We start from the raw sequence: 24,444 nt of genomic DNA, 5'->3' as shown, positions 1-24,444 counted from the left end.
ATTACAAAAACATTGAGTTAGCAAATACTTACATAGTATCTTGGTTTAAGTATTTTTTAAAGAAAATTTTAAAGTCATAATTTTCAATATCAGAATACTTTATCTTTTCAAAGCACATTCTTAAAGAGCAGATATAAACTATTGGAAAGCCTTCATAAGGATAACCTAATTTTCTAAAATTATTATCTTCTGGTGTGAAAGATAGACCAATATTCCAGAAAGGAAAAAATTCATAGACCTTATTATTAAACACTTTTTCTTTATTTACATAAATGCTAAATATCGGAGGCTTAAAGTAAAGGTATAGACCTAATGCTGTTTCTACAGTATTAAAGTTAGTAAGTTTGTTTAAAATACTGTTTTTTATATTTTCAAGATTTTTATTATCATCTAATAACTGATACTGGTATATTATCTTTGCTAACTTAAAGTTAAGAGATACAATACTGTCAACATAACTTATCCGATTTAAGTTTAATCCTGTATCTTCGTAATCTGTAAATAACCCGATTTTTTGTGAGTAATAAATTTTTAAGACTACATCTAACAAATTTTTGAAATTTTTTAAATATAAATCTTTTCCTGTAATTTGATAAAGTGTAAATAATGCATCTAAAGTGTTTATTTGATTGTCTAAAAAGTATTTATTTACTTTTGGAGTGTGAATAATTCCGTTTTGTTTAAACCCTTCCTTTATTATTTTATTCATTAAATTTTCAGCAATTTTTAAATCGTTATTATTTTTATTAAAAAGATAAGAATAGGCTAAGGTTTTTACCATTAAAGCATTTTCACCAAAGTAGAAGTTATCATCAAGAGGAAGTTTTCTTCTGTAAACATTTTCTAAAAATCTTCTGTCCTGTTTGTTTTTTGAAAAGTAAACCTCTCCAGATACTAAAATTTTTCCTTCATCGTCAACTATGTCAGCTCCTTGACTGCCATAAAAATATTTTTCTTTTTGATTGTACAAAGTTTTTTTGGAAAAATCTAAAATCAGATTTGCATCATCAAGCAAGCTTTTATCCTTTAAAACAGAGTATGCGTTAAAAAATGCTAATGCAATACTGGCTTGGTCTCTTAAAAGTTTTTCATAATGAGGTTGTGTCCAATCTCTTTTAGTTGCATACCTGAAAATTCCACCTTCTTCCTTATCTATGAGTTTTTCGTATCCTTGCAGGGTTTTTTTCAATAAACTCAAGTTGTTTGGATTTTCTAGGTATTTTAAGATTAGGTAGTAAACAATATTATCAATAGGAAATTTAACTTCATCATAGTATCCACCGTATTCTTTGTCTATCATTCCTAATATGTTAGTGTTTACCAAATTAAAGACAGATTTATCTATCTTAGTTTCTTTTAATGAAAATGGTAACTGACTTTTTAATTCTTTCTCAGTTTTTATCTTTTCTATTTCTTCTTTTGAGAGTGAAGAAAAGTAAAGTAAGACTTTTTTCAGATCTTCTGGAGGAAGGTATAGATTGCCATAGATTAATGTTCCATCTGGAGTTAGTATTGCTGTTGTTGGTAGCCCTCCTTGATTGTATTTTTTATTAATATCTTTTCTTAAGTCTGCGTCAACTTTAACTGGTATAAATTTCTTGTTAATTATCTTAATTACTTCTTTATCAGAGTATGTTGTGGTTTCCATAAGATTACAGTAATGACACCATTTAGCTGATATATCTAAAAGAATTAATTTATTTTCTTTTTTTGCCCTCTTTAATCCTTCTTCAAAGTCAAGCCATTTTATCTCATTGGCCGTTGAACATCCTAAGACAAGAACTAAAATTATAAATAAAAAATAATGTTTCATTGAATTTACCTATTTGCCTAAAAATAAAAGTTTAGTTATCTTTAAAATTAAAGATATTGAAGGTAATAGCTATGGTGTATGTCATAATGTAAACTTTGTTCGAAATACCTTATAAAGGCGTTTATTTTGTGGGATTTTGCAGAAGTTGGTTTTTTTAAAAGGTTTGTAAGCTAAAGCTCTTTACAAGATTTACAATAGTTTTATTTACTTTTGGTATGTATCCAATTTTTTCTCCTAACTTTACTATTGCTCCGTTTAAGGCATCTATCTCTGTTTTGTTTCCGGATATTAAATCGTAGTACATTGAAGGGTAGTGGTCTTTTGTAGGCGGGATTAGTTTTGAGTAGAAAAATTCTATATAATCTTCTGGTGATTTAAAGTTTAGCTGTATATTGTTTAATCTACAGACTTCAAAAATTTCTCTTATAATCTCATTCATCAATTCTCTTGTGTAAGGATTTTCTGCAAGTTCTCCGTATCTTTTCTTTAGTATTGCACCTAAGGGGTTTAAAGCACTGTTGTAGAGTATTTTATCCCATAAAATCTTGTATACTTCTTTTGAAAAAGAAGCTGGAATGCCAGAATGTTTTATAGTACATACAACGTCAATAACATCTTTATCTGTAGCCAGGTTCTCTGGATGTCCTATTCGTACATCATCGGCGTTTACCGTAACTGTTGCATAACAGGGCTGGTTTATCTTACTTCCAAATATAACTCTACCAAGTAAAACTTTCTCTTTTTTTATATGGTTTATAGCTGTTTCATAGTTTCCATAACCGTTTTGAGTTAGTAAAACAAAAGTTTTTTCTTTAACTAAATCTTTTATCGATTTTACAACTTCTTCTGTATCAAAAGATTTTACTGCAACTATTATTAGGTCAAAATTTGTATTTAAGTCTTCTACTTTATCTACTACGGCGTCTAACTTTGCCTCGTGGACTCCCCATATACCGTCAACTTTTAAAGTTTCGCACTTATACTTACTTTTATCTCTAACAAGTCCATAAACTTTATGACCTGCTTTTTTTAAAAATACTGCAAAAACTGTACCTACTGCACCAAGTCCTACGATAAGGATGTTTTTCATTTTAACTCTAAAAACTTTGCTATTTCATCTAAATCTGGTGGTAGTTCTACTGGCTTTTCACTGGCTTTGATTACAGTATCAGGGTCTTTTAAACCGTTTCCTGTTAAAGTACACACAATAGTTTCTCCACCTTTGAAAACACCTTTTTTATAGGCTTTTATAACTCCTGCAATAGAAGCTGCAGAAGCAGGTTCACAGAAAACGCCTTCTGTTGATGCTACTAATTTGTATGCCTGTAGTATTTCTTCGTCTGATACTGCATCTATAAAGCCATTACTTTCTTTTGCTGCTTGTAAAGCTGGTTGCCAGCTGTAAGGATTTCCTATTCTTATTGCTGTTGCTATCGTTTGTGGATTTTTTATAGGAAAACCTTTTACGATAGGTGCAGCTCCTTCTGCTTGCCATCCTATCATCCTTGGTGTTTTTTTCACTTTACCAAGTTGATAGTACTCTTTGTAGCCTTTCCAGTAAGCTGTGATGTTTCCTGCATTCCCTACAGGTAAAAAGTGAAAGTCCGGAGCTTCTTCCAGATAGTCACATACTTCAAAGGCTGCCGTTTTTTGACCTTCTAATCTATAAGGGTTAACAGAGTTTACAACTTCAACAGGATACTTCTCTCCTATCTCTCTAACAATCTCAAGTGCATCATCAAAATTTCCCATAACAGCTATAATTTTAGCTCCGTAGACCATAGCCTGAGATAGTTTTCCTATGGCAACGGCACCTTTGGGAAGTAAGACGTAGGCTCTCATTCCAGCTCTTGCTGCATAGGCAGCTGCAGACGCTGAAGTATTTCCTGTTGATGCACATATTACAGCTTCTTTACCTGATTCCTTTGCTTTTGATATAGCCATAGTCATACCACGGTCTTTGAAAGACCCTGTAGGGTTTAATCCTTCATACTTTAAATAGATTGTAAGATTTTTATCAGGGGCTATCTCTTTTGACAGGTTATCTGCTTTTATAAGGGGTGTGTTCCCTTCGTGGAGAGTTATAATCGGTGTTTTATCACTTACTGGTAAGTATTCTCTGTAAGCTTCAATTATTCCTTTCCATTTACAGCCCAAGAAAAAATGCCTCCTTTATGTATTATTAGATTTTTGAAGTTCTTTCATAAGTTCTTCTGTTATTGGTCCTTCTGGTCTTCTGTTTATAAACTGTTGGACGACAGGGTCGGGATGGTTTTTAATCTCTTGAGGTGTTCCTATTGCGTAGATAACACCCTTGTGTATCATTGCTATCCTATCTGCTATATTAAAGGCACTCTCTAAATCGTGGGTAACAACTATAGAAGTGACTCCAAGCTCATCTCTTAACTTTAGTATAAGGTTGTCTATCATTGCAGAGGTTACAGGGTCTAATCCAGATGTGGGTTCATCGTAAAGTATGATTTCAGGATTGTAAGATATAGCCCTTGCTAAAGAGACTCTTTTTCTCATACCTCCAGAAAGCTGGGAAGGGTAGAGGTCTTCTATATCTTTTAATCCTACTAAAGCTAACTTTTGTGTTGCAAGCTTTCTAATCTCATCTTGGGGCATTTTCGTGTTTTCAAGGTAGTAAAATCCTACATTTTCCCATACTTTTAAACTGTCAAACAAAGCTCCTTCTTGGAAAAGATAGCCAATCTTCTTTCTAAACTCTATAAGCTCAAAATCTTTTAATGTTGTTATATCTACTCCATCAATGTAAATCTTTCCTGATGTAGGTTTAAGGAGTCCGATTATATGTTTTATGACTGTACTTTTACCGCTACCACTTCCTCCCATTAATACAAAAACTTCTCTCTCTTTTACTTCAAAACTAACATTTTTTAAAACTTCTTTCTTACCAAAAGCTTTTACTAAGTTCTCAACTTTTATCTTAATACTCAAACTAATTCCTCGTTTTTTTAAAGTATAAAAATTATAACACTGTCAGATCTATCTGAATAAAACTTTCTACCTGAGGATAAGGAAAATCTTTTATATACTCTGCATCATTCGGTCTTACCAATCTAACAACCTTCATTCCTGCTTTGGCAGCTGCCAGTATCTCATCAGGGTTGTCTGATAAGAAAAGTATTTCATCAGGATTTAAGCCTATACTTTGGGCTATTTTCGTGTAAGAGATAGGTTCTTTTTTGTTTCCAATGTTTGTATCAAAGTAGCCTGAAAACAGGTAATTTAAATCTCCAAAGTTTGTGTTTGAAAAAAGAAGTTTTTGTGCTTTTACAGACCCAGAAGAGTAAACGTATAACTTTATCGCATTTTCATACCACTGTTTTAACTTTTCATAGGCATCAGGATAAACATAACCTTTTAACTTTCCAGATTTATAACCTTCTTCCCATATAAGACCTTGAATTTCTTTAAGAGGTGTTATCTTCCTATCTTCTTCTATCCATTTCTTTAGAGTTTGAATTATCTCTTCTAAGGATAACTCCTTTCCTTCCACTTTTTTAACATCTTCTAATATTTTTATTATTAAAGGGTTGTCTTTGTTTTTTAGAATAAAATCTTGAATGTTTTCATAAGAGTAAGGGAATAAAACATCTTTTACAAAAGAGATAGGAGTTGTAGTTCCTTCTATATCAGTTAAAACAGCTTTAACCATCTATTGCTCCTTTTAATACGTTGTTATAGGGTCTTCTTCTATTTTTTTGTAGTTTTTAAGTATGTAAATGTAGTATTTTTTAACTTTGACTCCTCTATATTTTACATCATAGGTAGTCTGAAATTCTACAGATTCAAATCCAGATTTAACTTTTTCTGTTATAGGATGGTCTGCAACGTATATTCCCCAGTATCCTTTATTTTCATACTTTTTCAGTCCTTCCCACAAATCCCACTGGTTCATCCTTCTATCAACTCTTATACAATAAACAAAAGGTTTTCCTTCCATATAAAAACTAAGCTCTGATGATATATGATAAGAGTCTGAAAAAACAAAACTTCTATGATAGTCTTTTTTTAATGCACTAACAAACCCTCCCATCTCTTGCCAGCCTACAAGTCTTTTTGTTGGGTCTATTTTAGGTGGTAGAATGTTTGTAAGACCAACCTTATCTAAGATTGGTGTGTAAAAAAGGATAATGATAGATAGTAAAGATAAAGCCATTGGTGGTAATGCTAACTTTAAAAATCTTTTATAAATAAAATAACCTGTTAAAATATACAAAGTAGAGTATCCAAAAGCTGGCCAGTTTGCCTCAACATTTTTCTTTAAAGCCATAAATCCAAAAAAGAAGAAAACCACCAACGGTGATAGAGATAGATATATCAATTTTTCATCTCTTTCTTTAAAGGCTTTGTAAATTGAGTACACAAAAAATGGCAGTAAAAATAAAGAGTTAATTCCTATCTGTCCTAAGATGTAATCTCCAAAGTGTTTAAAGTTTAAACTAAACCCTTGCTCTGCCCCAGACAGTTTTCCTACATGCTTAAAACTTACAAAATCATGACTAAAATTCCAGTAAAGTACAGGTAAAGTAAACACTCCAGCTATAAAAATACTTATATAAAACCACTTTTCCTTAAAAGTTTTCCTTGAAAAGATTGTAAGGTATACAATCATCACAGGAAAGAAAAACACGATAGAATATTTTGATAAAAACCCTAACCCTGCAGATATACCTGTTAAAATCCAGATTATTGGTTTATTTTCTTTAACTGCTACGTAAAAAAGATAACACAAAGATAGATAAAAGAAAGCTAGTGGTGTGTCTGTTAGGAATAAAATAGAAGCTATATCGTAAGCAGGAATAAAGTATATAAAAACTGAGTTGAAAAAGGCTAATTTTTCATCTTTGAACAAGTACAGTGAAAATAGGTAAGTTGTTAAAGCTATCAAAAATCCAAGAATTATTGCGTTAATTCTGACTCCTATCTCTGTGTCTCCTAAAACAGCTGTTGATAAGAAGTTTAAGTATGCTATCAAAGGTGGTTTTGAGTAGTAAGATAAGTCTAAAAACTTAGACCAAAGCCAGTACTGTGCTTCTTCCGGAGACAAATCTATATCTCTAAACAAGACATAAAAGACTCTTAAAATTAAAACAACTACGTGAAAAATCAAAACTTTTTTTAGCATAATTTTAAAATCTTTCGTAGATAAATATTTTGCTATTTTTTAGATCGTACTCTTTTAGAAGTTTCAAATTTTCTTTATTCCTACAATCAATAAGGTAATACCAGTCATCTGATAAACTTGATTTTTTTATTACTTTATTCAGCTTTAAATCTAAGTATAAAGCGAAAACTTTTTCGTCATAACAATCAAAGGCTACATTTTTAGATTTGTTTATAGTGGTATAAATATCTTCTGCTATTGCTTTTCTTGATATCTTTTTTCCCATATATATAGGAATACCAATAAAACCTGCTAAAAATCTTAAAAGGATTATAAAAGCACTAATAGTTATAAAAACTTTTATCCATTTATCCTTACCAATGTTTACTATAAAGTAAGCAAAAATTATAGCAATGAGAGGAAATAAAGGAAGAATGTATCTTCCAGCACTCTTTGAGATAAGAAAAGGTAGGTAGTTAATTATAACTACTAAAATTAAAGTTTTTATTCTAGTGTCTATATTAATTTTTTTCTCTGTTTTATAGTACGATATAAAAATTAGCAAAACAACAAAACTTGCTGGTAAAAGTTGTTTGAGGTTTAATATCGGGAAAAATAGAACATTAGTTAGACGGTTTATTAAATCAAAATTATTATTTACATCCACTCTTGACAAGCTTTCATAGAAAAGAAAGTATAAATATTTTTCAGGATTAGCTGTATTTATTATCCATAAAAAAGAAATAAAAAGAGCAAAGAGTAAACCTGTTAACAGACTAGGATTAAGAACAATTTTCAGATTTTTAAAATAAACTATTAAACCAAGAAGAGTAAAGGTAAAAAAAGCTATAGATGGAAAGCCTTTCAATAAAAAAGAAATACCTAAAATAATTCCAGCAAAGAATAAGAAGATATTTTTATTTTCATAAAAACCTGTATATAGAAAAGTTATCATTAAAAAGATAAAAAATGTGTATGTAATATCTATCTCGGCTAAATAACCGTACCAAAATATCACATCAAAAAATGTTAAAAATATAAGAGATGAAATAAGACTAAAAATTTTATTTTTGAAAAGAGTAAAAGAGAAGATATATACAAGTATTGCATTTAAAACTAAAAAGGTTATAGTTAAAAATCTTCCTGTTAACTCACTCCATCCAAAAATAAAAGAGTATAAGATAATTAGCCAGTTAAATAAAGGAGGTTTTAAGTAGTAATTTTCTCCTAGTACTGTAGGTTGTAAAAAATTCTTTTCTTTAAACATTTCGTATGCAATTAACGTTCTAAGAGATTCTTCTCCCCTAAACTCTAAAACATCAAGGTTTGGAAATAAAGACAGTATGGCAAAAAGAATTAAAATAAGAATAATTTTTTCTCTCTCAAACCACATTCCAACCTCGCGGTATAAATATTTTTTCATAAGTCTTTATTGCATACCTATCTGTCATTCCTGCTATATAGTCAACAGCTGCTTGTTTCTATTTCGTAAAACATTACTGAAGTTAAAAAACGATTTTTAGAAATTAGATTAAAACTCATCTAAAGATTGTATCAAAATTGCCTTTTTCCTCATTTCCTTCAAAACCTCTATATCATCAGTTGAGTTTATTTTAGCCTTTACATCTTCGGGTAAAACTCCAAACTTTAACTCAAGTATTTCAAGGATTGAATCTTTTAGTCCTTGCTGTAGCCCTTGCTGTAGTCCCTCTTTTATAAACTTTTCTTTACCTGTTTTTAAAGCCTTTCCTATCCCTGGATAGCTCTCTAGCTCTTCCCATGTCCACTCTATCGTTATTGGCATCTCAAAATCCTCCTGTGTTATATAACTTCTTATCTCTTCCTCTATATTATTCCTTAATTTTACTTATTTCAAGAAACAGTGTAAATAACTCTTTCCTATCTTTTGGATTTGCTTTCTTTATCTCTTTTATCACATTTTCTACATAAAATTTAGGGTCTTCTATCTTACACAGTCCTGCAAGTAGTTTGTCTGTAATGTTTGGACTTTTTGCTAATTCTCTGCAAGGTACATCTTTCATATCTATCAGTCTATACCTGTAAGTCCAGTCTGAAAACTGGATTTTGTCTGACATTTTTAACGGCTCTTTTCCTAGGTATATACATACTTGAATTAAGTCTTTTGGTTTGTATTTGTCAGTGATAAGATAAAAATACTCAAACATTCTGTATGGCATAGAAGGGTCGTTGGTGCTTTGGATTTCAATGTGTAAAATGGTATTATCTTCCAATTTTACGACTAAGTCAGCTTCTCTGTTTTTAACGATTTTAAGGTCTGTGTCTTGAAGGAGTTGCCAGTTTATTTTTTTACCAAGGATTATCTCTATGAGTTTTGTAGCTGGGTTTTTAAACAGATGTTTAAGTAATAGGTCAGTTTTTATTTTTTCCAATACTTTATACTCCTACTTCTCTTAAACCACATGCCAGCTTTTTGGAATAAATATTTTTTCATAAGTCTTTATGGCATACCTATCTGTCATTCCTGCTATATAGTCAACAGCTGCTTGTTTTGGGTCATAACTTCCCCACAGGTTTAAGTACTTTTCATAGAATGGAATTTCATAGTAATGTTTTTCATAGTATTCAAAAAGAGCCTGTAGTATTCCTTTTGCTTTATCAAGTTCCCTTTTTACAGGGTCTGCAAAGTAAACTTTTTCGTATAAAAAGTCTCTCAGTTTATACATAGCATTGTAAATCTTTTCATCCATAACTATATACCTGTAATCATTTTCTACGGTAGAGTTTATAACACTCATAACAAGGGTTGATATCCTTTTAGATTTTGTATTGCCTAAGATTTTTACTACATCTTCAGGAATATCAGACTCTTTTATCAGTCCAGCTCTTATTGCATCTTCCAAATCATGATTTATGTAGGCTATTTTATCTGCTATTCTTACTATCTGACCTTCTAATGTTTTTGGCATGTTTCCTTCTGTTATTAAAGGTGATTTGCCTTTACTATGTTTTAGTATGCCATCTCTTGTCTCTTTTGTAAGGTTTAAACCTTTTCCTTCATTTTCTAACTTTTCCACAACTCTTAAACTGTGTTTTGCATGGTGATAACTTCCGCTTTCTTTTAGTATAAACTCTCCTGCATGTCCAAAGGGTGTATGTCCTAAATCGTGTCCATAACATATAGCTTCTACTAAATCTTCGTTAAGTCTTAGAGCCCTTGCTATAGTCCTTGATATCTGAGATACTTCTAAGGTATGGGTTAATCTTGTCCTGTAATGGTCACCTTCTGGAGATAAAAATACTTGGGTTTTGTGTTTTAGTCTTCTAAAGGCTTTAGAGTGGAGTATTCTGTCCCTATCCCTTTGGAATTTTGTCCTTACACTACACTCTGGTTCTTCTATATCTCTACTTGCATAGAGACTTTTAGCAGCCGAAGGATGTAAATACTTTATCTCAAACTCTTCTAAACTTTGGCGTATGTTCATATCAGCTCATATTTTATTAAAAGCTCTGCTATTTGAACTGCGTTTGTTGCAGCTCCTTTTCTAAGGTTATCTCCTACTATCCACATAGATAAGCCATTTTCAAACCCTGCATCTTTTCTTATTCTTCCTACAAATACATCGTCTTTTCCTGCTACTTCTATAGGTACAGGGTAAACGTTGTTTATAGGGTCATCTTCAACTATCACTCCGGGAGCTTTCATAAGAATCTCCCTTGCTTCTTCTGCTGTGATAGGGAGCTGTGTCTCTATTGTAACGGCTTCACTATGTCCTACGTAAACAGGAACTCTTACACAGGTTGGAGAGACTTTTATATCCGGCTCATGCATTATTTTTCTTGTTTCGTTTATCATCTTCATCTCTTCTTTTGTATAACCATTTGGCTCAAAGTTATCTATCCTTGGAATAACGTTAAAGGCTATGTGGTGAGGTAAAGCTTGAGGGTAGTAGTATCTGCCTTCCATTACCGCTTTTGTTTCATTTTCTAAGTCAGCAATTGCTGTAGCTCCTGCTCCGGATACAGCTTGGTATGTTGCAACAATTATCCTTTTTATTTTTTTAACTTTGTGGATAGGGTATAAAGCAACTACCATCTGGATGGTAGAACAGTTTGGATTTGCTATTATTCCTTTATGCCATTTTACATCTTCAGGGTTTACCTCTGGTACTACCAATGGAACATCTGGGTCCATTCTAAAAGCAGAACTGTTATCTATAACAACAGCTCCCTTACTTGCAGCAATAGGAGCCCATTTTTTACTTCTTTCCCCACCTGCAGAAAATAATGCTATATCAATACCTTTAAAAGAATCTTCACTTACAGCTTCAACTTTATACTTAACTCCCATATACTCAACTTCTTTTCCGGCTGACCTTTCTGATGCTAAAAATCTAATTTCATTTATAGGAAAGTTTCTCTCTTCTAAAACTTTAATCATAGTTTGACCAACTGCACCTGTTGCACCTAAGATAGCTACGTTATAAGACTTCATAGTGCCTCCTAAAAAAGTTTTGTTGTAAAATATTTTACAATACTTTAATTAACAAATTGGAGAAAATGAAGAAGTTATATAAAAACCCGGTTTTTATAATTGTTTTTCTAACATCTTTAATGGGGTTGCCTTTTTTAGTTTTTCTTATGGATAAGTACCTCTTAAAACTAAGTGAACCTGTTTTATTCTTAGCAGAACTTAGTATAATAACTATGGGTATAACTTCTGCAACAATAATTCTTCTGTTTTTCTTTAAAAAATAAAGGGGGTATAAGATGAAAAAGTTTTATTTATTTGCTTTATCAGCTTTAGTTTTATCTTCCTGTACTTCTGAAGATAAGATAGTTTCTCTTCAAAGGGAGATTTTAAGTATAAGACAGGACTTAAACGAGTTAAAAGACCAGACAAGGTCAAACACAGAAGCAATTACAAACCTTACTTCAAGGGTAGATAGACTTTCTCAAACTGTATCTCAAAACACTACAGACATAGAAAAATTGAAGGCTTCAAGAACCACTGAAGAAAAACCTCAAGTCAAACAACCTCCACCTCCCCAAGAGGTAAAGAGGGAAGGTAAAGAAGAGGTTACAGTACCTCAAAATGATAAACAGCTATATCAATACGCACTTGACCTTTACTTTAAAGGTAATATAGAAGAGTCAAGGAAAGCCTTTGTAGAGTTTTTAAAAAAATATCCAGATTCTGACCTTTATGGAAACGCTATATTCTGGGCAGGACAGACTTTCTACGCTGAGAAAAAGTACAAAGATGCAATAGATGTATTCAACCTTCTTATTCAAAAGTGTGATGAAGGAAAAATAAAAAGATGTGTTAAATATCCTGATGCTATGTTAAAGATTGGTTATTCTTACATAGAGATGGGAGATGTAGAAAAAGGGAAAAAGTACTTACAGGACCTAATTCAAAAGTATCCCGATACAGAACCAGCTTCCTTAGCTAAGAAAAAACTTGAGGCTCTTAGATGATAGAAAACCTGTATAAAATTCCAAACCATGTTGCAATCATTATGGATGGAAACGGAAGATGGGCTAAAAGAAGAGGTCTTGACAGAGTATACGGACATAAAGAAGGTGTAAAGGCAGTAGAAAAGACTATAAAGTTTGCTAAAAAGGTAGGTATAAAATACTTAACCCTTTTTGCATTTTCTACAGAAAACTGGCAAAGACCAATAGATGAAGTAAATACAATAATGTCTTTACTTGTAGAGTATATTAATGAAAAAATCCCAATGCTACTAGAAAACGATGTAAAACTGATTTTTATGGGAAGAAGGGAAGGACTGTGGGACAGTGTACTGGAAGCTATGGAAAAAGGAGAGAGGGAAACATCCCAATGTAGTAGTTTAACAGTGGTAATAGCTCTAAATTACAGTGGAAAGGCAGAGATTTTAGATGCTGTTAACAAAATCTTAAAATCTAACGTTGAAAGTATAGATGAAGAGAGTTTTAGACAGTTTTTTTACAGACCAGAGATTCCAGACCCTGATTTATTGATTAGAACAAGTGGAGAAAAGAGAATATCTAACTTTTTACTTTGGCAGCTTGCATACACAGAGCTTTACTTTACAGACGTTTTATGGCCAGATTTTGACGAAGAAGAGTTTTTAAAAGCCCTTTACGATTATCAAAGTAGAGAAAGAAGGTTTGGTAAAGTTTTAGATGAATGAACTTTTGAAAAGGGTTTTGTCTGGTTTAATTCTTTCTGTTTTAGTAATATCTGGAATTCTATACTTACCTGTATTTGCCGTTAAATTAGCCATAGCTTTTATAGCTGTTCTATGTGTTTATGAAGTTTTTAAATTAGTTGATAAAAAGCTTTTAGGTATTTACAGTAATGAAGTTTTAGTTGTTGGTTTTTTATCAGCTATTTCTATTTTGTTTTTTTCTTTCTACCTATCAGTTATGATTATCACTCTCTACAGTTTTTACAGAGCTGTTAAAAAGTACGATTTAAATTATCTAAGTTATAGTATTTTTGGATTTTTTTATGGTGTTTTTTTCCCATCTTCTTTAGGACTTCTTGTAGATATTGATAAGAATCTTTTATTTGTCTTGTTTGGTGTTGTTTGGACTGGTGATACTCTCGCTTACTTTTTTGGTAAAAACTTTGGTAAAAATAAACTTGCTCCGGTTTTATCTCCCAAAAAGACTTGGGAAGGTGCAGTTGGAAGTTTTGTAGGGTCAGTTGTAGGAGGCTTTTTGACGATAAAGTTTTTTAATTTTGAGCTTTACTGGATGATTCCGGTTTTAATCTCTGCTGTTTTGCTTCAGGTAGGAGATTTATTTGAAAGTTTTATTAAAAGACAGGTAAATGTAAAAGATTCTTCAAACTTAATCCCGGGACATGGTGGAGTGTTAGACAGGATAGACTCACTGATTTTTGCCTCTGTTGTGTTTTTTATATTTTATGAATTACTTAAATCTTTTTCCATTGCATCCTGGTAAGAGTATGGGAAAATCTTTACTGTAGAGCTGTTTTAACTCTTCTTTTGAAATATCTAATGTTCTCATGATCTACCCTCAGTTAAACACTCTTACTATATTATAGTAAGTATCCCTTTGTGCTGGGATAAAACCTGCATCTTTTATCTGTTTTACCATCTTTTCTGGTCTTGGACTTGACACTTTAAACCCTGTGGAAGCCACTACATTTTCCTCTATCATTGTACTACCAAGGTCATTAGCTCCAAACCTTAAACCTACCTGTCCTATCTTCATAGTTTGGGTTACGTGGGATGATTGAATGTTATCAAAGTTATCAAGGTAAATTCTTGAAAGTGCTAAAACTTTTAGATACCATACAGAAGTTGCAGGCTCCAAATGGTCTAACATAGTATTACCTTTTTGGAAAGTCCAAGGAATAAAAGCTGTAAAACCTCCTGTCTGGTCTTGGAGTTGTCTAATGTTCTCAAGATGCTGTATTATATGTTTTGGTTTTTCAACATGTCCAAACATCATCGTTGCTGTAGACCGCATTCCAAGTTCGTGGGCTGTTTTGTGGACTTCAAGCCACTGGGCGGTAGTTGTTTTGTTTGAGGATATTAAAACTCTAACCTCGTCAGATAAAATCTCAGCTCCACCACCTGGTAGGGACATAAGTCCTGCCTCTTTTAACTTTTCAAGCACCTCTCTTATACTCATTTTTTCTAACTTTGCAATGTAGTTTACTTCCGTTGCAGAAAGAGAGTGAATCTGCACTTGTGGAAATCTCTCTTTTATTCTGGAAAAAAGTTCTATATAAAAATCTAATCTAAGGTCAGGGTTGAGTCCTCCTTGCATTAAAAGTGTAGTTCCTCCCCAGTTTATGAGTTCTTGTATCTTCTCAAAGATTTCTTCTAAATCAAGTACGTAAGCATCTTTATCAGACTTTCTTCTCTGAAAAGCACAAAACTTACACCCTGCAACACATATGTTTGTATAGTTAATATTCCTATCAACAACAAAAGTAGCTATATTATCAGGATGTTTTTTCTGTCGAACAAAATCTGCAAGTCTTCCAAGGGTTAAAAGGTCATAATTTTCTAGCATGTATAGAGCTTCTTCTGGAGTTATCCTTTCTCCTTCTAAAATTTTGTCAGTTAAAACTTTTTCTTTAAGCATTTACACTTGCCTCTACTTTATTTTTAGGATTACCTTCTAAGTAAGATTTAAGGTTGTCTAACGTTATATCAAGTATTCTGTATAAAGCATCTTTTGTGTTGTAAGCGTTATGTGGTGATACTATAACATTTTCTGAATGTAAGACGTAGAAAGACTCTAATGCTTTTTTTAGTTTTATCGCAGGGATATCATCTCTTTTTAAGTACTCTTCTTCTATTAAAACTTCTTCAGCTTCAAAGGTGTCTAAACCAACTCCACCTGCAAGTCTTCCCTCCTTAAGTGCTTGGACTATTGCTTCCATTTCAACAACAGGACCTCTTGAAGTGTTAATAAGCATTGCATCAAGTTTCATAAGCTTTATGTTAAACTTATTTATTAAGTGATGAGTAGATTTGTTGTAAGGAACGTGTAATGTTACTATATCAGACATTCTAAGTAAATCTTCAAGTCCGACGTATTCAGCTCCATACTTATCTATCAGCTCTTGGTCTTTATACCTATCGTAAACAAGTATTTTCATACCAAAGCCGTAAGCTATTCTTATAACATGTTTTCCTATTCTTCCAGCTCCAATTACACCTATAGTTTTTCCCATCAAATCTATTCCTGTTAAACCGTCCCTTGAAAAGATACCTTTTGAAGTTCTTTCTATCATTGGTTTAAATTTTCTTGCTAAAGCAAGTATTAAAGCAAAAGTATACTCTGCAACCGTGTTATTTCCGTACCCTGGAACATTACAAACAGTTATACCATTTTTTGAGGTGTATTCAACATCTATATGGTCATACCCAGTAGAACGTGTAATGATGAGTTTTAAATTCTGCATTTTACTTAAAACATCCTTATTTAACTTTGAGTATATAAACACTATAGCAACATCTATATCTTTGTAAAGGTCTACATTTGTATCATCAAGAGGCTCTTTTGTAAATCCAAGATCTACATCTAAGCCCATATCTTTTATCTTTTTTTCTAAGTAAAGTCTCTCCCAATCTTCCACTTCAAAAAAATGAACTTTCATAGTCGCATCCTCCTTGGTTTTACCCTTATTATACTATAAATGTACTGATTTTAAATCTAAAAGCACCATTATAAACCTATCTACTCCCAAAGATGCACCTGCTGATTGAGGAAGGTTTTTAGCAGCTTCTATAAATTCTAAGTCTAAAGGGTAGTTAAACCCTTCTTTCTTTTTGTTTTCTAAATCTTTAATTAATCTTTTTTCTAGTTCTTTAGGGTCGTTTAACTCATCATAACCGTTGACTAATTCTATACCGTTTATGTAAGTTTCAAACCTTTTTCCTTTACCGTTTTCTACCTTTGCAAAAGCTGACAGCTGAGGTGGGTAGTCGTATATAATTGTTGGTTTTTCTACTCCTAAATTTGGCTCTACATAAAAGGCATAAATATGAAAAAATAGGTCTTCCCAGTTATCACTTTCTTTAAAGAAAGGCTCATTTTGTTTTAAGAATTCATTCATTTTATCAATATTGTCAGGGTAAATTTTTGTGTATTTATAAAAAGCTTCATCTACAGTTATTTTTTCCCAGTTTGTTAAATCGTAGGTTTTTCCTTTGTATGTGATGACAGGTTTTTTATACAAAGAAATAGCCGTTTCTATAAATATGTTTTTGGTATCTTCCATAAGGTCTTCAAGGTTGTAGTTTACTCTGTACCATTCAAGCATAGTAAACTCTATTTTGTGTTTGTAAGACCCTTCAAAATTTCTAAAAACTTTTGTTATTTGAAAGATGTCTGATTTAATTTGAGAAAGAATTTTTTTCATTTTAGGTTCCGGAGAGGTGTGGAGAAACTTTTTTATTTTTTCTTTTTTTTCGTTGAAAACGAAAAGTTCTATAGGATATATATTACTATCTAAGTTTGGATAGTCTAATAAGATGTCTGTAAAGACCTCTATTGAACCTGTTTTATAAAAGTATTCTCTAATAGATTGATATATCTTAGATTTTTTTTCAAAGATCTCTTTCATAGATAAAAGCGGGCAGATGAGCCCGCAATGTTTTAACCTTCTATAGGATATACACTAACTACTTTTCTACCTTTAGATGTTTCAAACTTAACTTTTCCATCAATTAAGGCAAAGAGAGTGTAATCTTTTCCCATTCCAACATTTTTACCTGGGTATATCTTTGTTCCTCTCTGTCTGACTAAGATATTACCAGCTCTTACGATTTGTCCGTCGTATCTTTTAACTCCAAGGCGTTTTGATATACTATCACGACCGTTACGTGTTGAACCACCACTTGCCTTTGATGCCATATTTCATCCTCCTTAAGCTATTTCTTCAATCTTTATTAAAGTAAATGGTTGTCTGTGTCCGTTTAACCTTTTATAGTTTTTCTTTGGTTTATACTTAAACACTAAAACTTTTTTGTGTTTTCCGTGCTTTAGTACAGTTGCTTTTACACTACCTTCTGTTTTCAAGTTTCCTTGGTCATCTCTTACACATATAGCAGGAAGCTCTATTTTGTCTCCTTCATTAGCACAAAGCTTTTCTACTTTTAAAAGTGTTCCCGGCTCAACTTTATACTGCTTTCCACCTGTTTTTATAACAGCGTACATAAATGCCTCCTTTTCTTTGGAATGTTAGATTAAATAGTATACCATAAAAATCACTCTTGTAGCAACATCTTTGCAATAGACTCAAAATCGTATAAATCACTGTTTATCTTATCTATACTTTTAAAATCTGTTGTTTCAAACAAGGATATATACTCATCTTTAAGTTTAGATACGATGAAGTCGTAAGCCTGTTTTTCTCTTGTTATAAGTGGGACGTCGAATTTAGAGTCTTTTATTACATGAAAAAGTTGGATTTTTTGCTTATCAAAGTCCATAAAAGAGTAGTAAGAGTAGTCTCCCATTATTATTCCTTCAAAATTTTTCCAAAGTTTGTAAAACTCCCTGTAAAACATAGGTGATAGTTTATCTAAATTTTTAAAGTATACAATATCAAATCCTGATAAGTTCTCTACCAGTAAAGAGTCTGGGCTATAAATAGCTTCACAAGGTATTACAACGTAAATTTTAGAAGACAAACCTATCTCTACATCGTTTAAAAGGTAGTTTAAAAGGTATCCTGTAAAAGCAGTGTCCTGTGTTCTTAAAACAAGTCTTTTTTTCTTTCCACTACCTACCTTTTTAAACTCTTCAATTAAATCTACGAAACTCCCTGTCTCAGGGAATATCTTCCTACAGCTTATGGTATAGTTTACAGGTGAAGGAGTCCTTAAAAATGGCTTTATTTTCAGAGCAGACAGTATCTTATTTACAAAAAATACTACTTCGTTTAGAAAATCTACAGCTTCATTTAAAGACATTCCAAATCTTCTGAGTTTGTTGTAAAGTGTGTATCCACTTTTTTTGTCGTTGTAAACAAGGTAGTTTAAACCTAAAAAGATTAAGTAAAAGATGTAGGCTCTCTTTAAGTTTCTGTTAGAGAGGTTCAGCTGCTGAGTTTGTAAAGATAGCTGTGGGTTAAGGATTAAATGGGCAAGTTTATAACTGTCGTTCACTTCAACTAAAAATTTAAACTGTCTGTTTAGAAAGTCTTTATTTATGGATAAAAAATCATCTCCAAAAATAACTTTCTCATAAATCCTTGTCATGTAAGAGTAAAGTTTTACTGTATTTTTTATTAACTTTTTATACTTCTCATCTTTGTTTACAAATAAAACAATAGAAGAAGATATAAGCTCAAGTAAAAGTAAAAGCAGTCCTGCTTTCTTTTTAGGCTGGAAGGATATTAAAGGTGGGAGTTTCTTAAAAAGCTCTACTTTAGTTAGATTAACTTGGTTAAACTCTTCAAAGTCAGGTAGTGGAGATTTGTAGGTTGTTATAAAAAGTTCAAAATATTGGTAAACTAACTTTTTTAATCTCTCTAACCCAATCCTTGATATGGCTGTGGGTAAATCTTTTATTTCTTCAACAGCACCTTCTGATATGGAGTTTGCTGTTTCAATAATTTTATTTTTTAGTAAAGTTAAAGGATTTATTAAAAAAGCTAAACTTTCTGCGTCTGAGTTAGGGTCGTCAACCTCTGCAAGAAGATTTATAAGGTTTATAAACTCTGGTGATAGATTTATACTGTCAAAATCTTTTTCAGATATAGAGTATTTTTTTGAAGTTGAGAAAGTTTTTAAGTATTTTGTATTTTTCTTTATAAAATCTATGTCTTCAAAGTCTTGTTTGAAAATAAAGTCTATCCTTGTTTCTGTTATCTCTTTTACAAAGCATCTGTACTCTTTCCCATTTATTTTGATTGGAACAATTAATCCTTCTTGAATAAGGTCTGTTTTTTTATCTGTTTTCACTCTTAGCATACTTTTTGATATAAATTCAGCGTATCCGTAATCTTCTATCTTTACATTTTCTAAGTAGTATCTATTCCAGTATAACTCAAACTCTTCCATCTTTCCCTCATCATAAAGATGATTTTTTTAAATTAGGTATATATTAACTTCTAAGGATATATTATAGCAGGTAATAATTATGAAAGTGCAAGCGTGGTTATCAGAAAAAAGGAAAGAAAATAAGGTTTTATGTAAAGCATGTTCTCAAAGGTGTGTTTTAGATGTGGAGGAGTATGGTAAATGTGGTATAAGAAAAAACGAAGATGGTCAACTGTACCTTACAGTCTATGGTTTGGCAGCTGCTTACAACATAGACCCAGTGGAGAAAAAGCCTTTATATCATTTTTTACCCGGAACAGATATATTATCAGTTGGAACTGTAGGATGTAATTTTAGTTGTAAATTCTGTCAAAACTGGGAAATATCCCAGTATCCAAAAGAACATAACTTTGAAGTTTTTGGTGTAAACCTTATGCCTCAAACTATTGTTAATATAGCAAAAACTCAGAACATTCCTTCTATAGCTTTTACCTATAACGAGCCAGTAGTTGTTTTTGAGTACGCTTACGACACATTTAAACTTGCTAAAGAGTATGGTATTAAAACCGTTTTTGTAAGTAGTGGTTATGAAACTAAAGAAGCTCTTGATACTATAAGACCGTACTTAGATGCAGCAAATATAGATTTAAAAGCCTTTACAGACAGATTTTATAGAGAAATCTGTGGTGCAAGGTTAAAGCCTGTTTTAGAGGCTATCGAATATGCTTACAAGCTTGGTATCTGGATAGAAATCACAACTCTAATAATACCTGGAGAAAACGATAGTAAGGAAGAGTTAAGAGATATAGCAAGATTTATAGCATCTATAGATAAGGATATTCCTTGGCATATATCAAGATTCTATCCTATGTATAAAATGACAGACCATCCACCTACACCTGTATCTAAACTTATTGAAGCTTACGAAATAGGAAAAGAGGAAGGTTTAAACTACATATACGTAGGAAACATAATAGATGAAGATAGAGAGTCAACCTACTGTCCTAACTGTCATTTTAAAGTTATAGAAAGAACTGGTTATGTTGGACAGTTTGTTAAAAATCATCTTGTAGATGGTAAATGTCCTAAGTGTGCTACCCCTATAAAAGGAGTGTGGAAGTAAAGCTACTTAACTATAAGGTTTAAAATTTTCCCTTGAATAAATATTGTCTTAACAAGCTGTTTTCCTTCTGTCCATTTTTTTACATCTACATTGTTTAGAGCTATATTTACAACTTCTTCCTCACTGGCATCTAAAGGAACTTTTATTGTAGCTCTTAACTTTCCGTTTACTTGAACAGGTATCTCTTTTTCTTTTTCTATAAGTAGATTTTCATCGTAGGTTGGATATGGATAGTTTATAGTAAATCCAGTATTACCTAACTTATTCCATAAAAAATCTGCCATAAAAGGAGTAAAAGGAGATATTAAAAGTATGAATTTTTCAAAAACTTCCCTTAAGACTTTTGGGTTTTTACTTTTATAATCGTATAAATCATTTAGCAGTTCCATCATTGCAGCTATCGCTGTGTTAAACTGAAAGTTTCTCTCTATATCAGACCTTACTTTTTTTATAGTCCAGTGTAATTTTTTTCTTATTTTTAAATCTTCTTCTGATAAGTTTTTAAAGTCTTCTTCACAGTAGGACACATCTTTTACTAAATCTAAGTGCTGAGTAATGTAATTGAAAAATCTTTTTACAAATCTGTGAGCTCCCTCTATTCCACTTTCTGTCCAATCAAAGTTATTTTCAGGAGGAGCTGCAAAGAGTGTATAAAGTCTTACTGTGTCAGCTCCGTACTTTTTTATCATCTCATCAGGGTCAACTGTGTTGTGTTTTGACTTAGACATTTTGTCTGATTTTCCGTAAGTTTCTTCAAGTTTTGATAATATACTTGTATCTATTGCCAACTTTTCAAGTAAAAGTTTTGCATTGTCGTTTATATTAAGATGGTTTTCTTTTAAAAAGTCCTTTATTTTCATCAACACTGCCTCTTATGTGTTATTCTTGGTCTTGTGGTTCTTCTTGTTCAAATTCAAACTCTATTTCTTTTTTAGGTGCAACAGTTGTTATAGCATGTTTGTAAACTAATACCTGTCTTGGTCCTTCTTTTAGCAGTATTGTAAAGTTATCAAAGTACTTTATCTTTCCTTCTAACTTTACTCCGTTTACAAGGTAAACATCACATCTAACTTTTTCTTTCCTTATTGTGTTTAAAAACTTTTCTTGAAGTCTGTTATCTTTTTGTTTTGCCATCTTTTTTCACCTCCTGTTAGTGTAATGCTACCTGGTATAGTTTTTTTGCTGTATCAATAATATACTCTTTTTTTAGTAGATTTTCCTTCCATCTTTCTGGTATAGACTCTTCTGAGTTGTAAGCTCCTGCAAACAATCCTGATAGAAGGGCTATACTGTCTGTATCTCCTCCGTAATAACCATAACTATTAGCAGCTTTTACTATAACAGTTTCTGTATCGTGAGGTGTTTTTAAAAAAATAAACAGTGCTTGAGAAAAAGATTCTAACACAAAACTCCCGTTTCCAAGCTCATTTATAGCTTTTTCGTAATCCGCATCTTCCTTTAAAAGATTTATCACCTTGTTTAGGTAATGTTTAGTTTCATTTTTAAATGTAAAGTTTTTAAGATGTTTTACAAAGTACTCGTTTTCATCTGGTAAGTAAAACTTCTCTTGGACAAGCTCAGAAATAGCTACACATATTGCTGATGCTACGTCTAAAACAAGCTCGTTTCTCGTTGTAAGCATACAGACAGCTTTTGCAGCTTCCACTGCTAGATAAGGATTTTTGTAATGGTAAAGTCCTATAGGTATTGCAGGTAAAGCGTGGTCCACAGTTGACCCACCTTTTTCTATATCTCTACCTTCTAAAATAGACTGGATTGCAAGTAAAAAGTGAGGGTCTACATAGGTGTGTACCTGAGAGTTTTCTAACCATTGTATGTACTTTTCTATAATATCTTTTATGTCTATCATTTTTCTATCTATTATTGACTTTGCAACTAACGTGATAATCTCAAACTCACTTGTATTTTCTCCGGGTCTAAGAAAGTAAGAAGGAGAAGATGGGTGGGGAACCATTAAATCCTTAACAGGCTCTCCATAAAACTCTATTACGTCATCTATAGGCAGCTCCTCTACCATCATTCCAAGACTATCGCCTACAGCAGCTCCTAAAAAAGCCCCTATGAATTTATCTTCCATTTTTAACTACCTTCCGGTCTTAAAGTAGGAAAGAGTATAACTTCTCTTATAGATACACTATCAGTTAGCATCATTACAAGTCTGTCTATTCCTATTCCTTCTCCTGCAGTTGGAGGAAGTCCATACTCAAGAGCTGTTAAAAATGTCTCATCTACATCCATAGCTTCTTCATCACCCATCTCTTTTTCTCTTATCTGCTGGATAAATCTTTCTCTCTGGTCAAACGGGTCGTTTAACTCTGTGTAAGCATTTGCAAGCTCTTGTTTGTTTATAATAAGCTCAAATCTTTCTACTAAATCCGGGTCGTTTCTATGGGTTTTTGCTAAAGGAGATAATATTTTTGGAAAATCTATAACGAAAGTAGGTTGGACTAAATCTTCCTCTACAAAGTGCTCAAAAAGTTTATCTAAGATTTTCATATGGGTTAAAGTGTCTGCTTTTGGTATTCCTACTTCTTTTGCAAAGTTTTTTGCTTTTTCGTAGTCTAAGAAAAACTCTTTATCTTTTCCTGTTTTTTGTTTTAAAGCTTCAAAGAATGGGAGTCTTCTAAATGGTTTTTCAAAGTCTATCTCTTGGTCTTCCCACTTTATCTTTAAAGTTCCAACTGTATCTAATAAAATTTTTCTAAAGAGCTCCTCTGTCAATGCCATCAAATCGTTGTAGTCAAGGTAGGCAGCGTAAAACTCTACCATTGTAAATTCAGGGTTGTGAGTTGTGTCTATTCCTTCGTTTCTAAAGTTCCTACCTATCTCAAAGACTCTGTTAAATCCACCTACCACAAGCATTTTTAAGTAAAGCTCAGGGGCTATCCTTAAGTAAAGGTTCATATCTAAAGCGTTATGGTAAGTTATAAAAGGTTTTGCCAAAGCTCCAGATGCAACTGGTTGTAAAATTGGAGTTTCTACTTCTATAAACCCTTTACTTTCTAAAAACTCTCTTAAACTTTTTATTGCCTTTGACCTTAGCTTAAATATCTCCCTTGACCTTTGATTTGCTATTAAATCTAAAAATCTGTATCTGTACCTTTCTTCTACGTCTCTAAGTCCGTGCCACTTTTCTGGTAAAGGTCTTAAAGATTTTGAAAGTATTTGATAGCTGTGGACTTCTACTGTAAGCTCTCCAGTCATCGTTCTAAAGAGTTTGCCTTTTACTCCAACAATGTCCCCTATATCTATTAAGTCCATTGCCTTTTGATAGTTTTCTTGTCCTAAGATGTCTGCATTAAAATAGATTTGTAATTTACCGTCTGCATCTTGCAAGTGTCCAAATGCTGCTTTACCTTGGTCTCTTAAAGCAACTAATCTTCCAGCTACAGCAACTTCTTTCCCTTCAGGGTCTTTATCGTATAGCTGTTTTACTTTTGATACATCTTCCCCTTTTTCTTCAAAGTAAACTTCATCTGCTATTAATGTAAGTTTACCGTCAACTCTTTTTAGCTTTCCTTTAAAAGATGCAACTGTATTTGGAGACAACTTTTCTTTTTGAGGAAAGATAACTAAGATCTCAGAATGTCCGTTTAAATCTTCAAATCTTATTACATAATCGTTATCTTTTTTAGAGACCCTTTTTATTTTTCCTTTTAGGATTACTTCTTTATCTTCTGGTTCAAACTCTAAGCCTTCTCTTACAGATTTTAAAGTGTGAGTTGTTTCAAATTTATGGGGATATGGATTTATACCTTCTTTTTCCATCTTTTTTAATCTTTCTAATCTACTCTCTAAAATCTCTTCTGACATTAATGCCTCCAAAAGCTTTCTAATATAAGTATAA

The 24,444-nt window shown here is 32.2% G+C and carries 27 protein-coding genes; 5 read left to right on the top strand and 22 right to left on the bottom strand.

The window, feature by feature from the left end:
• Positions 1-28: 28 nt before the first annotated feature.
• The 12 genes from SULAZ_RS08170 to SULAZ_RS08120 all read right to left on the bottom strand — a co-directional run bounded on the left by SULAZ_RS08170 (position 29) and on the right by SULAZ_RS08120 (position 11,421).
• Complete coding sequence (locus SULAZ_RS08170; protein WP_012675032.1) at positions 29-1,813, bottom strand: DUF255 domain-containing protein; 1,785 nt, start codon at positions 1,811-1,813, stop codon at positions 29-31.
• 154 nt (positions 1,814-1,967) lie between these two features.
• A complete protein-coding gene (locus SULAZ_RS08165; protein ID WP_012674227.1) occupies positions 1,968-2,903 on the bottom strand; it encodes a ketopantoate reductase family protein in 936 nt (311 codons plus the stop codon).
• Complete coding sequence (gene thrC / locus SULAZ_RS08160; RefSeq protein ID WP_012674777.1) at positions 2,900-3,970, bottom strand: threonine synthase; 1,071 nt, start codon at positions 3,968-3,970, stop codon at positions 2,900-2,902. The genes SULAZ_RS08165 and thrC overlap by 4 nt, the downstream gene beginning before the upstream one ends.
• A gap of 15 nt (positions 3,971-3,985) precedes the next feature.
• Positions 3,986-4,774 (bottom strand): ABC transporter ATP-binding protein, encoded by a 789-nt coding sequence (locus SULAZ_RS08155; RefSeq protein ID WP_012673982.1) that lies wholly within the window; start codon positions 4,772-4,774, stop codon positions 3,986-3,988.
• Between the two features lie 31 nt (positions 4,775-4,805).
• On the bottom strand, positions 4,806-5,495 hold the full coding sequence (gene mtnC / locus SULAZ_RS08150; RefSeq protein ID WP_012673520.1) for an acireductone synthase: 690 nt from the start codon (positions 5,493-5,495) through the stop codon (positions 4,806-4,808).
• A 12-nt stretch (positions 5,496-5,507) separates the two neighbouring features.
• Entirely contained in the window at positions 5,508-6,968 is a 1,461-nt protein-coding gene (locus SULAZ_RS08145) for an ArnT family glycosyltransferase (protein ID WP_012674729.1), read from the bottom strand.
• Positions 6,969-6,972: 4 nt separating this feature from the next.
• A complete protein-coding gene (locus SULAZ_RS08140) occupies positions 6,973-8,340 on the bottom strand; it encodes an ArnT family glycosyltransferase (RefSeq protein ID WP_012673961.1) in 1,368 nt (455 codons plus the stop codon).
• Positions 8,330-8,398: a hypothetical protein gene (locus SULAZ_RS09285; protein WP_083758909.1), complete on the bottom strand. Its 69-nt coding sequence runs from the start codon at positions 8,396-8,398 to the stop codon at positions 8,330-8,332. The genes SULAZ_RS08140 and SULAZ_RS09285 overlap by 11 nt, the downstream gene beginning before the upstream one ends.
• An 80-nt stretch (positions 8,399-8,478) precedes the next feature.
• Complete coding sequence (locus SULAZ_RS09155; RefSeq protein ID WP_012673611.1) at positions 8,479-8,751, bottom strand: hypothetical protein; 273 nt, start codon at positions 8,749-8,751, stop codon at positions 8,479-8,481.
• A gap of 46 nt (positions 8,752-8,797) precedes the next feature.
• On the bottom strand, positions 8,798-9,358 hold the full coding sequence (locus SULAZ_RS09150; protein WP_012674622.1) for an RpnC/YadD family protein: 561 nt from the start codon (positions 9,356-9,358) through the stop codon (positions 8,798-8,800).
• Positions 9,359-9,379: 21 nt separating this feature from the next.
• Positions 9,380-10,411, bottom strand: coding sequence for a deoxyguanosinetriphosphate triphosphohydrolase (locus SULAZ_RS08125; RefSeq protein WP_012673514.1), 1,032 nt, complete (start codon positions 10,409-10,411; stop codon positions 9,380-9,382).
• The gene (locus tag SULAZ_RS08120; protein ID WP_012674944.1) at positions 10,408-11,421 is read right to left on the bottom strand and encodes an aspartate-semialdehyde dehydrogenase; all 1,014 of its coding nucleotides are present in this window, start codon (positions 11,419-11,421) and stop codon (positions 10,408-10,410) included. Before SULAZ_RS08120 ends, SULAZ_RS08125 begins: the two co-directional genes overlap by 4 nt.
• A 65-nt stretch (positions 11,422-11,486) precedes the next feature.
• On the opposite strand from SULAZ_RS08120, the gene SULAZ_RS08115 reads away from it, so the two are divergent.
• The 4 genes from SULAZ_RS08115 to SULAZ_RS08100 are packed head-to-tail and all read left to right on the top strand — an operon-like array spanning position 11,487 to position 13,886.
• Entirely contained in the window at positions 11,487-11,684 is a 198-nt protein-coding gene (locus SULAZ_RS08115; RefSeq protein ID WP_012673591.1) for a hypothetical protein, read from the top strand.
• Between the two features lie 12 nt (positions 11,685-11,696).
• A complete protein-coding gene (ybgF, locus tag SULAZ_RS08110; protein ID WP_012674306.1) occupies positions 11,697-12,407 on the top strand; it encodes a tol-pal system protein YbgF in 711 nt (236 codons plus the stop codon).
• Complete coding sequence (uppS, locus tag SULAZ_RS08105; protein WP_012674860.1) at positions 12,404-13,108, top strand: undecaprenyl pyrophosphate synthase; 705 nt, start codon at positions 12,404-12,406, stop codon at positions 13,106-13,108. The genes ybgF and uppS overlap by 4 nt, the downstream gene beginning before the upstream one ends.
• Positions 13,101-13,886, top strand: a complete 786-nt coding sequence (locus SULAZ_RS08100) for a phosphatidate cytidylyltransferase (protein WP_012675095.1) — start codon at positions 13,101-13,103, stop codon at positions 13,884-13,886. The genes uppS and SULAZ_RS08100 overlap by 8 nt, the downstream gene beginning before the upstream one ends.
• Before the next feature lie 75 nt (positions 13,887-13,961).
• Here the strand turns inward: SULAZ_RS08100 and mqnC are convergent, their stop codons facing one another.
• The 6 genes from mqnC to SULAZ_RS08070 are packed head-to-tail and all read right to left on the bottom strand — an operon-like array spanning position 13,962 to position 19,474.
• Positions 13,962-15,041 carry a cyclic dehypoxanthinyl futalosine synthase gene (gene mqnC, locus SULAZ_RS08095; RefSeq protein ID WP_012673768.1) on the bottom strand — a complete coding sequence of 360 codons (1,080 nt, stop codon included), beginning with the start codon at positions 15,039-15,041 and terminating at the stop codon, positions 13,962-13,964.
• Positions 15,034-16,062 (bottom strand): hydroxyacid dehydrogenase, encoded by a 1,029-nt coding sequence (locus tag SULAZ_RS08090; RefSeq protein ID WP_012674556.1) that lies wholly within the window; start codon positions 16,060-16,062, stop codon positions 15,034-15,036. Before SULAZ_RS08090 ends, mqnC begins: the two co-directional genes overlap by 8 nt.
• Positions 16,063-16,095: 33 nt before the next feature.
• Positions 16,096-17,031 (bottom strand): elongation factor P--(R)-beta-lysine ligase, encoded by a 936-nt coding sequence (gene epmA, locus SULAZ_RS08085; RefSeq protein ID WP_012673959.1) that lies wholly within the window; start codon positions 17,029-17,031, stop codon positions 16,096-16,098.
• Between the two features lie 32 nt (positions 17,032-17,063).
• Positions 17,064-17,321 carry a 50S ribosomal protein L27 gene (rpmA, locus tag SULAZ_RS08080; RefSeq protein WP_012673820.1) on the bottom strand — a complete coding sequence of 86 codons (258 nt, stop codon included), beginning with the start codon at positions 17,319-17,321 and terminating at the stop codon, positions 17,064-17,066.
• Positions 17,322-17,333: 12 nt separating this feature from the next.
• Positions 17,334-17,624 carry a 50S ribosomal protein L21 gene (rplU, locus tag SULAZ_RS08075; RefSeq protein ID WP_012674078.1) on the bottom strand — a complete coding sequence of 97 codons (291 nt, stop codon included), beginning with the start codon at positions 17,622-17,624 and terminating at the stop codon, positions 17,334-17,336.
• Positions 17,625-17,674: 50 nt separating this feature from the next.
• The gene (locus SULAZ_RS08070; RefSeq protein WP_012674907.1) at positions 17,675-19,474 is read right to left on the bottom strand and encodes an HDOD domain-containing protein; all 1,800 of its coding nucleotides are present in this window, start codon (positions 19,472-19,474) and stop codon (positions 17,675-17,677) included.
• A gap of 79 nt (positions 19,475-19,553) precedes the next feature.
• On the opposite strand from SULAZ_RS08070, the gene amrS reads away from it, so the two are divergent.
• The gene (gene amrS, locus SULAZ_RS08065; protein ID WP_012675105.1) at positions 19,554-20,576 is read left to right on the top strand and encodes an AmmeMemoRadiSam system radical SAM enzyme; all 1,023 of its coding nucleotides are present in this window, start codon (positions 19,554-19,556) and stop codon (positions 20,574-20,576) included.
• Positions 20,577-20,578: 2 nt separating this feature from the next.
• Here the strand turns inward: amrS and SULAZ_RS08060 are convergent, their stop codons facing one another.
• The 4 genes from SULAZ_RS08060 to lysS are packed head-to-tail and all read right to left on the bottom strand — an operon-like array spanning position 20,579 to position 24,410.
• Positions 20,579-21,436, bottom strand: a complete 858-nt coding sequence (locus tag SULAZ_RS08060) for a class I tRNA ligase family protein (protein ID WP_012673498.1) — start codon at positions 21,434-21,436, stop codon at positions 20,579-20,581.
• 19 nt (positions 21,437-21,455) lie between these two features.
• Positions 21,456-21,710, bottom strand: a complete 255-nt coding sequence (gene hfq / locus SULAZ_RS08055) for an RNA chaperone Hfq (protein ID WP_012674452.1) — start codon at positions 21,708-21,710, stop codon at positions 21,456-21,458.
• Positions 21,711-21,726: 16 nt separating this feature from the next.
• Entirely contained in the window at positions 21,727-22,674 is a 948-nt protein-coding gene (locus SULAZ_RS08050; protein WP_012673895.1) for an ADP-ribosylglycohydrolase family protein, read from the bottom strand.
• A 2-nt stretch (positions 22,675-22,676) separates the two neighbouring features.
• Positions 22,677-24,410, bottom strand: a complete 1,734-nt coding sequence (gene lysS, locus SULAZ_RS08045; RefSeq protein ID WP_012673914.1) for a lysine--tRNA ligase — start codon at positions 24,408-24,410, stop codon at positions 22,677-22,679.
• Between the last annotated feature and the right edge of the window lie 34 nt (positions 24,411-24,444).

This window comes from Sulfurihydrogenibium azorense Az-Fu1, assembly GCF_000021545.1.
GTDB lineage: Bacteria > Aquificota > Aquificia > Aquificales > Hydrogenothermaceae > Sulfurihydrogenibium > Sulfurihydrogenibium azorense.
This window is presented reverse-complemented; position numbering and strand designations above follow the sequence as displayed.

Bases quoted from the DNA above. Each gene is read 5' to 3' on its own strand.
- SULAZ_RS08170 (WP_012675032.1), bottom strand. From the start codon at position 1,813: ATGAAACATTATTTTTTATTTATAATTTTAGTTCTTGTCTTAGGATGT.
- SULAZ_RS08165 (WP_012674227.1), bottom strand. From the start codon at position 2,903: ATGAAAAACATCCTTATCGTAGGACTTGGTGCAGTAGGTACAGTTTTT.
- mtnC (WP_012673520.1), bottom strand. From the start codon at position 5,495: ATGGTTAAAGCTGTTTTAACTGATATAGAAGGAACTACAACTCCTATC.
- SULAZ_RS08145 (WP_012674729.1), bottom strand. From the start codon at position 6,968: ATGCTAAAAAAAGTTTTGATTTTTCACGTAGTTGTTTTAATTTTAAGA.
- SULAZ_RS08140 (WP_012673961.1), bottom strand. From the start codon at position 8,340: ATGTGGTTTGAGAGAGAAAAAATTATTCTTATTTTAATTCTTTTTGCC.
- SULAZ_RS09155 (WP_012673611.1), bottom strand. From the start codon at position 8,751: ATGCCAATAACGATAGAGTGGACATGGGAAGAGCTAGAGAGCTATCCA.
- SULAZ_RS08125 (WP_012673514.1), bottom strand. From the start codon at position 10,411: ATGAACATACGCCAAAGTTTAGAAGAGTTTGAGATAAAGTATTTACAT.
- SULAZ_RS08120 (WP_012674944.1), bottom strand. From the start codon at position 11,421: ATGAAGTCTTATAACGTAGCTATCTTAGGTGCAACAGGTGCAGTTGGT.
- SULAZ_RS08115 (WP_012673591.1), top strand. From the start codon at position 11,487: ATGAAGAAGTTATATAAAAACCCGGTTTTTATAATTGTTTTTCTAACA.
- ybgF (WP_012674306.1), top strand. From the start codon at position 11,697: ATGAAAAAGTTTTATTTATTTGCTTTATCAGCTTTAGTTTTATCTTCC.
- uppS (WP_012674860.1), top strand. From the start codon at position 12,404: ATGATAGAAAACCTGTATAAAATTCCAAACCATGTTGCAATCATTATG.
- SULAZ_RS08100 (WP_012675095.1), top strand. From the start codon at position 13,101: ATGAATGAACTTTTGAAAAGGGTTTTGTCTGGTTTAATTCTTTCTGTT.
- mqnC (WP_012673768.1), bottom strand. From the start codon at position 15,041: ATGCTTAAAGAAAAAGTTTTAACTGACAAAATTTTAGAAGGAGAAAGG.
- SULAZ_RS08090 (WP_012674556.1), bottom strand. From the start codon at position 16,062: ATGAAAGTTCATTTTTTTGAAGTGGAAGATTGGGAGAGACTTTACTTA.
- epmA (WP_012673959.1), bottom strand. From the start codon at position 17,031: ATGAAAGAGATCTTTGAAAAAAAATCTAAGATATATCAATCTATTAGA.
- rpmA (WP_012673820.1), bottom strand. From the start codon at position 17,321: ATGGCATCAAAGGCAAGTGGTGGTTCAACACGTAACGGTCGTGATAGT.
- rplU (WP_012674078.1), bottom strand. From the start codon at position 17,624: ATGTACGCTGTTATAAAAACAGGTGGAAAGCAGTATAAAGTTGAGCCG.
- SULAZ_RS08070 (WP_012674907.1), bottom strand. From the start codon at position 19,474: ATGGAAGAGTTTGAGTTATACTGGAATAGATACTACTTAGAAAATGTA.
- amrS (WP_012675105.1), top strand. From the start codon at position 19,554: ATGAAAGTGCAAGCGTGGTTATCAGAAAAAAGGAAAGAAAATAAGGTT.
- SULAZ_RS08060 (WP_012673498.1), bottom strand. From the start codon at position 21,436: ATGAAAATAAAGGACTTTTTAAAAGAAAACCATCTTAATATAAACGAC.
- hfq (WP_012674452.1), bottom strand. From the start codon at position 21,710: ATGGCAAAACAAAAAGATAACAGACTTCAAGAAAAGTTTTTAAACACA.
- SULAZ_RS08050 (WP_012673895.1), bottom strand. From the start codon at position 22,674: ATGGAAGATAAATTCATAGGGGCTTTTTTAGGAGCTGCTGTAGGCGAT.
- lysS (WP_012673914.1), bottom strand. From the start codon at position 24,410: ATGTCAGAAGAGATTTTAGAGAGTAGATTAGAAAGATTAAAAAAGATG.